Raw genomic sequence first — 13,304 nt, 5'->3', positions numbered from 1 at the left:
GTGGCAGAGAGCCTTTTTATTTAACTCTTCTTCTGCGCTGCCAGCTCTGACAGACGCACAATCACTTCCACCGACTTCGCCATGATATTCAGCGAGGCGAATTCATGCTTGCCGTGATAGTTATAGCCGCCGGTAAAAATATTCGGGCAAGGCAACCCTTTCCACGACAGTGACGAGCCATCTGTACCCCCGCGAATCGGTTTCACCACCGGTTCAATGTCACAGTCACGCATCGCCTGTAAAGCCAGGTCGATAATGTGCGGGAACGGCTCGACCTTTTCACGCATGTTGCGATAGCTGTTAGTGATCTCAACCGTGACGGAGCAGTCCGGGTGCAACGTTTTGTTAATCTCCGCTGCAATCTGCAGCAGCGTCTGTTTACGCTGTTCAAAACTCTCTGTTTCGAAGTCACGAATGATATAGAGCATCTCAGCGTGTTCTACACTGCCTTTGATCTGATGCAGATGATAGAAGCCCTCATAGCCGTCGGTATATTGCGGTTTTTCACTGGCCGGAACGGCAGCATGGAACTGATTTGCCAGCTCCAGCGCATTGACCATCACGCCTTTTGCGGAGCCCGGGTGCACGTTATTACCGACAATTTTGACGGTGGCGGAGGCGGCATTGAAGTTCTCATACTCGAACTCGCCCAGATCGCTGCCATCAATGGTGTATGCCCAGTCAGCCGCGAACGCGTCCACATCAAAATGTGAGGTGCCACGACCAATCTCTTCATCGGGCGTAAAGGCGACGCGGATCGCACCGTGCGGCGTGTCGCTTTTTGCCAGGTGCGCCATCGCCGTCATGATCTCGGCAATACCCGCTTTATCGTCCGCACCCAGCAGGGTTTTGCCATCGGTGGTAATGAGCGTGTGTCCAATCAGCTTGTGCAGCACCGGGAACATCACCGGCGAGAGAATCTCGTTGCCATTACCCAGGGCAATGTCTCCGCCGCGATAATTTTCGATAATCTGGGGGTTCACATGTTTTGCCGTAAAGTCAGGCGATGTATCCATGTGTGAGATAAAACCGATGACCGGCGTCGGCCAGTCGACATTGGCGGGCAGTGTGCCCATGACGCAGCAGTGATCGCTTAGGGTGACATCGACAAAACCCAGCGCCAGCAGCTCTTCCTGAAGCTGACGCGCCAGCGTCCACTGCCCTTCACTGCTGGGGACCTGACGAGCCTGCGGCTTAGCCTGCGTCTCAACTGCCACATAACTTAAAAAGCGCTCAAGTAACTGTTCCATAGCCCATCCTTTAAAAGTGCCGTCCGATATTATTCACAGACCCGGCGGTTATAACGTTGCGTAAAATCATCTGGAGACAGGTTAGCGCTGTCGATAACCTTTGGGAAAGCAATAAGCCCGAAATAAACGCCTTATTACAAGATTGTTGCAGCAAACCTCGCAATGTTAATAACAAAGAGGCGGTTTGACCCGGCGAGAAAATCACCGCAGCGTGCAGACTCAACACAACGGTTACAGGGTCAGAGGAGAAAAGCGTCCCGTGGCTGGGACAAAAATCCGGGCGCGTTTTGAATAACGTAAGCGTCGGCCTGTTTACGGGCGCACCTCAGGGATGAGGTGCGTCATCGTGCGGGCCAGGCAGTTATGGATGACGGTTTTGCGGCTTTCCGATCTGACCGTGTTCCCGGTGCAGGCTGGATCTCACCACTAATCGGGCCAGATTTTGCCTGTAACCTCGGGTGCGGTTATAGCCGCCCCGCTTACTTATAAAGCCCGCGCAGCAGCTTATGCACAAACTCCGGCACCACTTCGCTCGCCAGACCATAGTGCCGCTCGGCAAATTCGTTGCCCACCTGGCTCGGTTCCAGATTCAGCTCAACGGTATGCGCGCCCTGGATTTTGGCTTCATGGACAAAACCTGCGGCCGGATAAACGTGGCCTGAAGTGCCGATAGCAATAAAGTAGTCCGCCTGTTCCAGCGCCTGATAAATCTGCTCCATGCCCAACGGCATTTCGCCAAACCACACCACATGCGGCCGTAGTGCAGAGGGGAACTGGCAACAGGTGCAGCGATCGTCCGGCGTGATATCACCGGTCCACTCAATCACCTGACCGCTGGTGACACAGCGCACTTTTAACAGCTCACCGTGCATGTGCAGCACCCGACTGTTTCCGGCTCGCTCATGCAGATTGTCGATGTTTTGCGTGACCAGCAGGAAATTGTCGCCTAATACCTGCTCCAGTTCTGCCAGCGCCAGATGAGCGGCATTGGGCTGAATCTCCGCCTCCTGTAACTGCTGGCGGCGCGCATTATAGAAGCGCTGCACCAGCGCAGGATCGCGCCTGAAGCCTTCAGGCGTTGCAACATCTTCCACGTGGTGCTCTTCCCACAGGCCGTCAGCCGCGCGGAAGGTCCGGATGCCGGACTCCGCTGAAATGCCTGCGCCGGTCAGCACCACAACATGCGGCTGAGGATGGGCGGCAAGTTCGGCCTGACGATCGCGCTCAAAAATGCGCTGGCGAAAGCGCTGATGCACTTTTCTCCGGGTTTTCTTCAGGCGGGCAAGTCGTATGCGGCGACGTGGTGTACGCATAAAATCTCCTGGCGTAGCGGCTGCGGTGAGCCGCTCTAAACAGATTCCGGGTCAACATCACCCGATAGTAACGGTTGCTGAGGGCACAACCCAACAGCAAAGGTCTTAAACAGATGCGGCGCGAAAACCTCTCGCGCCGCATTTTTTCACTGACCGCTTAATACCCGAGCCGGGTCAATGCGGCTGGCACGTCTGGCGGGATACCAGCTCGCCAGCAGGCTCAGCAGAATCGCCGTAATCAGTACTGAGAACACATCAATCCAGTGCAATTCCGACGGCAGGAAATCAATGAAGTAAATATCCCCCGCCAGCAGATGATGGCCGGTAATCGACTCCAGTCCGCGCACCAGCGAGGTCAGGTTAAGCGCCACCAGCACGCCCACGACCACGCCGCTGACGCTGCCCAGCAGACCCGCCAGCAAACCGTACCAGATAAAGATGGCGCGGATCAGCCGATCTTTAGCGCCGAGTGTGCGCAGCACTGCAATGTCACTGCTTTTGTCTTTTACCGCCATTACCAGCGTGGAAACGATGTTAAAACAGGCAACGCCAATCACCAGCACCATCGCCAGATACATGATCGCGCGGATCATCTGAATGTCGCGATACATATAGCCGTAAGTGCCAATCCAGCTCTTGATGTAGACGTAAGAGCGGGTCGCCTCACCCGCATCGCGCACCAGTTTGACCGCCTGGAAGGGGTCGGTCATCTTCAGGGCGATGCCCGACACGCTGTCACCCATCTCCAGATAGTGCTGCGCATCGGCCAGCGGCACCAGCGCCAGACTGTGATCGAGCATGCCGCTCAATTGCAGGATACCGCTGACCTGAAGCCGGATACGTTTTGGCTGCAGCAGTTTGTTATCACCATCGTTATTGGGGATCATAATGGTGATCCAGTCGCCCTGCTTCACATTCAGCGATTTCGCGATGCCGCCGCCCAGAATGATTTGCTGCTTACCGGCGGCAAAAGTGGACCAGGCGTTATTGGCGACAAACTGTGGCAGTGCGCTGAGACGCGGCTCTTGTGCGGGATCAACGCCTTTAACCTGCAGCGCTTCCAGCCGGGCACCGCTCTCAATCAGGCCAGTGAAGTTCACGTAGGGCGCTGCCGCTGCAATGCCGGGCACCTTTTCAATCGGGGCAATCATCGACTGCCAGTGCTGAAACGGCTGATTGACCGCCTCGATCTCACCGTGCGGCACCACCGCCAGAATGCGATTGTTCAGCTCACGCTCAAAACCGTTCATGGCGCTCAGACCGATAATCAGCACCGCCACGCCCAGCGCAATCCCGATAGTAGAGATCACCGAAATCAGCGAGACCATGCCGCCACGACGGCGGCCGCGGCTAAAGCGCAGGCCCAGCAACAGGGATAACGACGAGCCCATTACAGCGCTCCTGCCATAGTAAGCTGCTCGCTTAACTGACCGTCACGCATCTCCATCTGTCGCGTCATGCGTTTTGCCAGCATCAGATCGTGCGTGACCACCAGAAACGCGGTGCCCTGACGCACGTTCAGTTCGCCCAGCAGTTCAAAAATAGCGTCAGCGTTGCGCGCATCCAGGTTTCCGGTTGGCTCATCCGCCATCACCAGACGAGGACGGTTGACCAGCGCACGGGCAATCGCCACGCGCTGGCGTTCGCCGCCTGACAATTCAGAAGGCCGGTGCGCGGCGCGATGGTCCAGACCGACTGCCGCCAGCATCTCACGGGCGCGATCCTGCGCTTCCGCTTTCGCAGTTTTGCCTATGAGCAGCGGCATCGCCACGTTCTCCAGCGCACTGAAGTCCGGCAACAGATGGTGGAACTGATAGATAAAGCCCAGCTCGCGATTACGCAGTTCGGCTTTGGCCGATGAGGACATGGCATTCAGTGACTGACCATCAAACACCACGTCACCCGAGGTCGGCGCATCCAGTCCGCCCAGCAGATGCAGCAGCGTACTTTTACCCGAGCCGGAGCTGCCGACAATAGCCGTCAGTTCACCGGGCTGGAGGCTGAAAGCCACATTGCGCAGCACATCGGTCTGCACGCTGCCTTCCTGATAGCGTTTGCACAGGTCGCGGCACTGCAACAAAGGAGTGTTACTCATAACGTAAAGCCTCAGCAGGTTGAACGGCGGCAGCGCGCCACGAAGGATAGAGCGTAGACAACAGCGCCACAATCATCGCGCTGAGGGCGATAGTGACCACCTGCCACACATTAATATCAACCGGCAACGCCGCCCCATCAAGGAACAGGCCAATTACCGGCATTAAGTTGTTGAGCTGGCTGGCGAGCAGGACGCCGAGCAGCGTGCCGAGCAGCGTGCCGATAATCCCGGCGCTGGCACCCTGAACCATAAACACCGCCACGATTTGCCGGCGTGTCAGGCCCTGGGTCTGGAGGATCGCCACTTCGCCCTGCTTCTCCATGATCAGCAGGCCTAATGACGTGATGATGTTAAAGGCTGCGACGGCGATGATCAGGCTCAGCAGCAGGCCCATCATGTTTTTCTCCATGCGCACGGCCTGGAAAAGATCGCCTTTGCGCTCACGCCAGTCTTTCCAGATAAGGCCCGCAGGCAATGTCTGCTGACTCAGACTGTCGACTGATAGCGGTTTATCCAGCCACAGTCGCCAGCCAGTAATATTCCCGGCCGGATAACGCATGACGCGCGACGCATCCTGCAGATTGACCAGAATCTGATACCCGTCGACTTCGCTATTGGCAGCATAGGTGCCCGCTACCGTAAACAGACGCTGACTCGGCACCCGCCCCATTGGCGTGAACTGGCTGACAGACGGCACCATCAAACGCAGCTGATCGCCACGTTTTACGCCAAGTTGTGATGCCAGCTGTTCGCCGAGAATGACATTGTACTGTCCGGGCTGCAGCACGCTCTGCTGGGTATTCACCAGGAACGGCGTCAGCGGATCTTTTTCATCCGGATTAATGCCCAGCATTACGCCAACGGAGACGCTGCGCGGGCTTTGCAGCACCACATTAGCGGTGGTCAGCGGCGCGATGCGGTTAACGCCCTGCAGATTCAGCGAGGCGGCGGGTTGCTGTTGGGGATTGAGACTGCCTTTGTCGCTGGTAATCAGCGCCTGCGGCATCAGCCCAAGAATATTGCCTTCGAGTTCACGCTCAAAACCGTTCATCACCGATAACACGGTGACCATCGCCAGCACGCCAAGCGTAATGCCAATCGTTGAGAGCCAGGAGACAAAGCGACCGAAGCGATCCGATGCTCGTCCGCGCATGTAACGCAGACCGATAAATAGCGCGACAGGTTGATACATGGAATCCAGTAAGCCGTTGCCTGAAAATAGGTAGTGGGATGATAAAGGAGCGGCTGGCTTTATGAAACCTCTAACCCTCTGAGTCGGCAGCAAAGTTGCATCCGGATGCGTCATCTCTTGCCCCAAAGCCGCGGAATAGCCGATAAAGCCGCCGCTTATTGGCTGATTATTCAGCGCAGATGGGGTGTAGACTATAATCAGTAACAGGATAAGGGGTGAATTTATCGCACAGCGGTAGAGGTAGCGACCATGTTGAAATTTCCCAAAGGCAGTATCGTCAAACATAAATCCGGGGAGATCAGAGGCGAAATTATCAATGTCTTTGAGCAGGGAAACGCACCCGCCGGCTACTACGTAAAGTGGGACGACGGCAACCTCAGCTACCATCCTGAGCAGGAACTATCCTGGGCAAATATCGACCGCCCACGCATGCATTACACACAGCAATCCATAAAATAAAATGCCCGCTTAACCCCGTCGCTGCATAGCGACGGCGGTTTTTTATGTTGCCTCGCCAGACTCCGTCTATTCTCTCTCTATCCGCTGCATTACCGCTGACGCCAGGTAATGGCTGACCAATCCCTGGATTCAGCGCGGCGCGGCAGGAAAATTGTGCCGCAAAGGTGATCCCCCTGACATAATATGGAATGATTACGTCCTGGAAAAATGGAGCAACCCCGAGATCCCATGCCCGAACAGACTCGTTATACCCTGCCCGTTAAATCCGGCGACCACCGTCAGCTTGGCCAGATTATAGGCGCAGCGCACGCGGTGGAGTGTGCCAGCATTGCCGAACACCATGCGGGTCCGGTATTGATGATTACCCCCGATACCCAAACCGCCCTGCGTCTGCTGGATGAGATCCGTCAGTTTACCGATCTGCCGGTGACTCACCTCGCTGACTGGGAGACACTCCCCTACGACAGCTTCTCGCCGCATCAGGATATTATCTCCGCGCGCCTGTCGACACTCTACCAGCTGCCGGTGATGCAGCGCGGTATGCTGATCATGCCGGTCAACACCCTGATGCAGCGCGTCTGCCCGCACAGTTTCCTGCATGGCCATGCGCTGGTGATGAAGCAGGGACAAAAACTGTCACGCGACCGGCTTCGCGACCAGCTTGAGCAGGCCGGTTATCGCCATGTCGATCAGGTGATGGAGCACGGTGAATACGCCACGCGCGGCGCCCTGCTCGACCTGTTCCCGATGGGCAGCGATCAGCCTTATCGCATCGACTTTTTCGATGATGAGATCGACAGCCTGCGCCTGTTCGACGTCGACAGTCAGCGCACGCTGGAAGCCGTCACGGAAATTAACCTGCTGCCGGCCCATGAGTTTCCCAGCGACAAAGCGGCTATTGAGCTGTTTCGCAGCCGCTGGCGCGAAATTTTTGATGTGCGCCGCGAGTCGGAGCATGTCTATCAGCAGGTAAGTAAAGGCACGCTGCCTGCGGGCATCGAATACTGGCAGCCGCTCTTTTTTGAACAGCCGTTACCCAGCCTGTTCAGCTATCTGCCTGATAACACCCTGATTGTGAACTGTGGCGATCTGGAAGGCAGCGCCCGCCGCTTCTGGCAGGATGCTGAGGCGCGTTATGAGAATCGCCGCGTTGATCCGATGCGTCCGCTGCTGGAGCCGGTTACCCTGTGGCTGCGTCCCGATGCTCTGATGGGTGAGCTTAAAGCCTGGCCGCGCATTCAGATGACCAATGAAGTGCTGCCCGACAAAGCGGCGAATACTAACCTCGGTTACACCCCGCTGCCCGACCTTGCCGTTCAGGCGCAGGCGAAAGCGCCGCTCGACCATCTGCGTCAGTTTATTGAAACCTTCAGCGGTGCTGTCGTCTTCTCGGTTGAAAGCGAAGGCCGCCGCGAGACCTTGCAGGAACTGCTGGCCCGGATTAAACTGCGCCCTCAGCCGGTACATCGTTTCGATGAAACTGTCGACGATCGTTTCAGTCTGATGATTGGCGCCAGCGAGCGCGGTTTCATTGATACCCAGGGTAACCGGGCACTGATTTGCGAAAGCGATCTGCTGGGCGAACGCGTCAGCCGTCGCCGTCAGGATACCCGTCGCACTATCAATCCGGACATTCTGATCCGTAACCTGGCGGAGCTGAGCCCCGGCCAGCCGGTGGTGCATCTGGAGCACGGTGTCGGTCGTTATATCGGCCTGACGACGCTGGAAGCGGGTGGTATTCAGGCAGAATACCTGATGCTCTCTTACGCCAATGACGCCAAACTCTATGTGCCGGTTTCGTCGCTGCACCTGATCAGTCGCTACGCGGGTGGCGCGGACGATAACGCCCCACTGCATAAACTGGGCAGCGATGCCTGGTCACGCGCCCGGCAGAAAGCGGCTGAGAAAGTGCGTGATGTGGCGGCGGAACTGCTGGATATCTATGCCCAGCGCTCCGCCAAATCCGGCTTTGCCTTTAAGCATAATCGTGAACAGTATCAGCTGTTCTGCGAAAGCTTCCCCTTTGAAACCACACCGGACCAGGCGCAGGCAATCAATGCGGTGCTGAGTGATATGTGCCAGCCGCTGGCCATGGACCGCCTGGTGTGCGGCGACGTCGGCTTCGGTAAAACCGAAGTGGCAATGCGCGCGGCGTTTCTGGCGATTGAGAACCATAAACAGGTGGCCGTGCTGGTGCCGACCACCCTGCTGGCACAGCAGCACTACGATAACTTCCGCGATCGCTTCGCCAACTGGCCGGTCCGCATTGAGATGCTCTCCCGTTTCCGTACCGCCAAAGAGCAGGCACAGGTGCTGGAACAGGCCAGTGACGGCAAGATTGACATTTTAATCGGCACCCATAAGCTGCTGATGAGCGATCTCAAATGGCACGATCTCGGCCTGCTGATTGTTGATGAAGAGCACCGCTTCGGAGTGCGTCACAAAGAGCGCATCAAGGCGATGCGTGCCGATGTGGACATTCTGACCCTGACCGCCACGCCGATCCCGCGTACCCTGAATATGGCCATGAGCGGCATGCGCGATCTCTCGATTATCGCCACACCGCCTGCCCGCCGCTTAGCGGTGAAAACCTTTGTGCGTGAATTTGACGATCTGGTGATCCGCGAAGCGATCCTGCGTGAAGTTCTGCGTGGCGGACAGGTCTACTATCTTTACAACGACGTTGAAAATATTGAGAAAGCGGCGCAGCGTCTCAGCGAACTGGTGCCGGAAGCGCGTGTGGCGATTGGTCATGGCCAGATGCGTGAGCGCGATCTGGAACGGGTGATGAACGATTTCCATCATCAGCGTTTTAACGTGCTGGTCTGTACCACCATTATCGAGACCGGTATCGACATTCCGACTGCCAATACCATCATCATTGAGCGGGCCGATCACTTTGGTCTGGCACAGCTGCATCAGCTGCGTGGTCGCGTTGGCCGTTCGCATCATCAGGCTTATGCCTGGCTGTTAACGCCGCATCCAAAATCGATGACCGCCGATGCACATAAGCGACTGGAAGCGATCGCCTCTCTGGAAGATCTGGGAGCCGGTTTTGCGCTGGCTACGCACGACCTGGAGATTCGCGGTGCCGGCGAGCTACTGGGTGATGAGCAGAGCGGACAGATGGAGACGCTGGGCTTCACACTCTATATGGAACTGCTGGAGAATGCGGTCGACGCGCTAAAAGCGGGTCGCGAGCCGTCACTGGAAGATCTCACCAGTAATCAGACAGAGGTAGAGCTGCGGATGCCAGCCCTGCTGCCAGAGACGTTTATCCCGGATGTCAGCACCCGTCTTTCGCTCTATAAGCGCATCGCCAGCGCAGAGGTTGAAGAGGAATTACAGGAGCTGAAAGTGGAGATGATCGACCGATTTGGCCTGCTGCCCGATCCAGCCCGAAATCTGCTGGACGTGGCGATTATCCGTCTGAAGGCCCGTGCTGTCGGTCTGCGTAAGATCGAAGCCAGCGACAAAGGCGGTTATTTCGATTTTGCGCCGAAGAACAATGTGGATCCAGCATGGCTGATCGGCCTGTTGCAGAAAGAGCCACAGCAGTGGAAGCTGGATGGCCCGACACGCCTGCGGTTTACCCGCGAGCTGTCGGAAAGGAAAATACGGATGGAGTGGGTGCAGGGCTTTGTTTCACAACTGGCTGAGCATCAGGCGTAACACCTCTGCCCGCGCACTACTGAGCTAATCGGTAAAGCGCGGGAAATGGCGATAAAAAAGGCGCATCATACGATGCGCCTTTTTCATTATTTCACTATTACGTCGTGCTGTGTGGCCGCGAGTGCAGCAAAGCTTTGCCCAATTACGCCTGATCGCCGTTGAGAACCAGCTGACCATTGCGATCCAGAGGAATACGCGTGCCGGGGTCATTTTCCATGCGGATTTTACCCTGCTGATCGCCTATTTTATAGGTCACGTCATATCCCAGTTTTTTCTCTTGTTTATCATAAACTGTTTTGCAGCGCTGTTCGGTTGTGGTGTAGGTATCCCGATCCTGCAGTCCACCCTGGACCTGATTACCGGCATAACCGCCCGCTACCGCACCCGCTACTGTCGCTACATCCCTGCCGCGACCGCCACCAAACTGGTGACCCAGCACCCCACCTGCCACTGCACCTAATACAGAGCCAGCAAGACGGTTTTCATCCTGTACGGCCCGACGGTGGGTCAGTGTGACGTTCCGGCACTCCTGACGTGGCTGTTTGATGCTCTCTTTGATTGGTGTTGCAGAGAGTACCTGAGCGTATTGAGGACCGCGATCAAACACATTCATGCCTGCTACGGCTGCAACACCCAGCGCTGCTGCTACACCAATACCGATACCCGCTAACATTGATTTATTCACAGGAAGTTCCTCCTGAAAAGTGTTACCGCGCAATCCTGCTGTTAAAGCATCCTCGTTAACTGAGGTATAACCGGCGTGCGCGACGCGCCGTGTTTGTTGAGATGAAGTTTTACAGATGGACCGAAAATGCAACATCAGATAAATGGAGGAAATTGGTCACTTTGCTATCAGGGCCAGTTTTTAGGAGAGTTCTGATGAGATGTAAGCCAGAAGTAATCGACACCAGAATTTACTTTAATCACTTCAAATTCAATACATTAAGAGATGACCAATATTGGCGCTACGCCCTGATCATATTGACACATGAACCCTGTCAGATTCGATACAGTGAGCCGATTCGCAGGAACAATAAGCGGCTGTAAACCAGTCAGACTGGTGATATCCCATTCACGCTGACGCCTCAGGGTTCGCGCGGCATAGCTGACTGAACGGGGCTCCAGCGCGACGAATAAACCGTTGCACGGCTGTCCGCCAGCCGCGACTCCCCACCAGTCTGGCGCAAAAAAAAGCCCCCTCAATATCGAGGAGGCTTAGCCTTGACCAGACTGATTACGCTTGCTTAGTGCAGCTTAAGCCGGGGACGGATCACCCGGTTAATGCTGCCCACCAGCATCATCAGGCCAGTTTTAAAGTAGCCGTGCAGCGCGACCTGGTGCATACGGTAGAGTGAGATGTAGACAAAGCGTGCAATACGCCCTTCCACCATCATCGAGCCACGCATCAGGTTACCCATCAGGCTGCCGACCGTACTGAAGCGGGAAAGCGACACCAGCGAGCCATGGTCTTTATAGACATAGGCTTTCAGCGGTTTACCGTGACGCTGCGCCAGGATGTTTTCCATCGCGCGTGAGGCCATCTGGTGCGCCGACTGGGCACGTGGCGGAACAAAACCGCCGCCTAGCAGGGCGCAGGAGGCACAGTCGCCAATGGCGTAAATGTCATCGTCCAGCGTGGTCTGCAAGGTCTCTTTCACCACCAGCTGGTTGATACGGTTGGTTTCCAGTCCGCCAATCTCTTTCAGGAAGTCAGGCGCTTTGATCCCTGCTGCCCAGACCATCAGGTCGGCTTCGATAAACTCGCCGCCTTTGGTATTCAGGCCATTACGCTCAGCGCTGGTGACCATGGTCTGCGTCAGAACGCGCACGCCCAGTTTGGTCAGCTCCTGGTGCGCAGCAGCAGAGATGCGCGGTGGGAGTGCAGGCAGAATACGTTCGCCCGCCTCCACCAGCGTCACGTTCAGCGCTTCGCGTCCGAGGCCTTTGAAGCCGTAGCTGTGCAGCTGTTTCACCGCGTTGTGCAGCTCCGCTGACAGCTCAACGCCTGTTGCGCCGCCGCCCACGATAGCGATGTTCACTTTCTCGACCTTGCCTTCGCTGGCAGAGAATTTCAGGAACAGGTTGAGCATTTCGTTGTGGAAACGACGCGCCTGATGTGGATTGTCCAGGAAGATGCAGTGATCTTTGACACCCGGCGTTCCGAAATCATTGGAGGTGCTGCCCAGCGCCATGACCAACTGGTCGTAGGCCACTTCACGCTGTGGCACCAGCACTTCGCCCTGTGCGTTCAGCACTTCGGCCAGGCGGATCACTTTGCGGCTGCGATCAATATCGGTGAGCGAACCCAACTGGAACTCAAAACCGTGGTTGCGGGCATGGGCCAGATAGCTCAGTGCGTCAATGCCTTCATCCATCGAACCCGTGGCCACTTCGTGCAGCAGCGGCTTCCACAAATGGCTATGGTTACGATCAACCAGGATAATTTCGGCTTTCTTTTTACGACCCAGTTTATGGCCCAGCTGCGTCGCCATTTCCAGGCCGCCCGCTCCCCCGCCGACAATAACAATTCTCTTAACAGACGTAGTCAACAAAGACCCCCTCAAATTGTGAACCAAAAGTTAACCAAAGGTTAAATTAAACCTTAAGAAACATAGGGTTGGCGAAGTTAAAATCGCAATCTGCGGCCAGAATAGCATGGCGGGAAGAGGAGAACATAAGAATATTGATATACATCAAAGCGGAGAAATAAAACTCAGATAATTACGTAACGAAAACAGGCACCTTGCGGTGCCTGACAGGTTTAACCTGATGTTTTAAAAGATTTTATCCGCTGAAGGTGTGGGGATATGTTTTTGAATTTGTGCCCTTCTGTCTCATCCCAGACGATGTCATAAAACGGATGCAGCTGGTCGGCGATGCGCTGGCTGTCCAGCGCCTCATCATGACGGGAGAGGAAGGTCAGACAGCGGTCACGATTGCGCTCGCGAAAATCGCTGACGCATTTGGTGGCGATGTCCTGATACTCCTCGGGACGGTCGATCTTCCCTTCCATATTCTCCTGCGGAAGGAGGTTGGGATTGAAGATCGCCTGGCGGATGCCGCACAAAAACCCGATGCGCTCTGACCAGAAGCCGCCCAGCCCGACACCGCAAATCAGAGGGCGGTCATCGTCGGACAGCGTCAGCATCTTATCGGTCTCTTTCAGCAGAAACTGCATATCATGTTTAGGATGGCGGGTGCTGTAACTGATCAACCTGACGTCAGGATCGATAAATTGCAGTTGCAGCACCTTTTCGTGATTGCCCGGACTGTTGGAATCAAAACCGTGCAGATAAATGATCATGATAATCCTCAGGGTTGAG

10 protein-coding genes are annotated in these 13,304 nt (G+C 55.9%); 2 read left to right on the top strand and 8 right to left on the bottom strand.

Going from position 1 to position 13,304, the window contains the following annotated elements:
• Positions 1-20: 20 nt before the first annotated feature.
• The 5 genes from pepT to lolC form a co-directional block, all read right to left on the bottom strand.
• Positions 21-1,250: a peptidase T gene (pepT, locus tag NP77_RS17730; protein ID WP_039661035.1), complete on the bottom strand. Its 1,230-nt coding sequence runs from the start codon at positions 1,248-1,250 to the stop codon at positions 21-23.
• 479 nt (positions 1,251-1,729) lie between these two features.
• Positions 1,730-2,563: a Sir2 family NAD+-dependent deacetylase gene (gene cobB / locus NP77_RS17725; protein ID WP_003849841.1), complete on the bottom strand. Its 834-nt coding sequence runs from the start codon at positions 2,561-2,563 to the stop codon at positions 1,730-1,732.
• Positions 2,564-2,709: 146 nt separating this feature from the next.
• Positions 2,710-3,954 carry a lipoprotein-releasing ABC transporter permease subunit LolE gene (lolE, locus tag NP77_RS17720; RefSeq protein WP_003849842.1) on the bottom strand — a complete coding sequence of 415 codons (1,245 nt, stop codon included), beginning with the start codon at positions 3,952-3,954 and terminating at the stop codon, positions 2,710-2,712.
• Positions 3,954-4,658 (bottom strand): lipoprotein-releasing ABC transporter ATP-binding protein LolD, encoded by a 705-nt coding sequence (gene lolD / locus NP77_RS17715; RefSeq protein ID WP_039661033.1) that lies wholly within the window; start codon positions 4,656-4,658, stop codon positions 3,954-3,956. Before lolD ends, lolE begins: the two co-directional genes overlap by 1 nt.
• Positions 4,651-5,850, bottom strand: a complete 1,200-nt coding sequence (gene lolC, locus NP77_RS17710; RefSeq protein WP_033743171.1) for a lipoprotein-releasing ABC transporter permease subunit LolC — start codon at positions 5,848-5,850, stop codon at positions 4,651-4,653. The genes lolD and lolC overlap by 8 nt, the downstream gene beginning before the upstream one ends.
• A 249-nt stretch (positions 5,851-6,099) precedes the next feature.
• Between lolC and NP77_RS17705 the strand changes: the two genes are divergently transcribed.
• Entirely contained in the window at positions 6,100-6,309 is a 210-nt protein-coding gene (locus NP77_RS17705) for a hypothetical protein (protein WP_003849845.1), read from the top strand.
• A 228-nt stretch (positions 6,310-6,537) separates the two neighbouring features.
• Positions 6,538-9,981: a transcription-repair coupling factor gene (gene mfd / locus NP77_RS17700; protein WP_039661031.1), complete on the top strand. Its 3,444-nt coding sequence runs from the start codon at positions 6,538-6,540 to the stop codon at positions 9,979-9,981.
• 142 nt (positions 9,982-10,123) lie between these two features.
• On the opposite strand, the gene NP77_RS17695 is transcribed toward mfd, so the two are convergent.
• The 3 genes from NP77_RS17695 to ycfP form a co-directional block, all read right to left on the bottom strand.
• A complete protein-coding gene (locus tag NP77_RS17695) occupies positions 10,124-10,666 on the bottom strand; it encodes a glycine zipper 2TM domain-containing protein (protein ID WP_003849847.1) in 543 nt (180 codons plus the stop codon).
• Positions 10,667-11,225: 559 nt separating this feature from the next.
• Positions 11,226-12,530, bottom strand: coding sequence for an NAD(P)/FAD-dependent oxidoreductase (locus NP77_RS17690; protein WP_039661029.1), 1,305 nt, complete (start codon positions 12,528-12,530; stop codon positions 11,226-11,228).
• A gap of 212 nt (positions 12,531-12,742) precedes the next feature.
• The gene (gene ycfP, locus NP77_RS17685) at positions 12,743-13,285 is read right to left on the bottom strand and encodes an alpha/beta hydrolase YcfP (protein WP_039661028.1); all 543 of its coding nucleotides are present in this window, start codon (positions 13,283-13,285) and stop codon (positions 12,743-12,745) included.
• Positions 13,286-13,304 lie beyond the last annotated feature (19 nt).

Source organism: Pantoea sp. MBLJ3, from assembly GCF_000816655.1.
Lineage (GTDB): Bacteria > Pseudomonadota > Gammaproteobacteria > Enterobacterales > Enterobacteriaceae > Pantoea > Pantoea eucalypti.
Note: the sequence above shows the minus strand (reverse complement) of the source record. Positions and strands in the feature narration are given on the sequence as shown.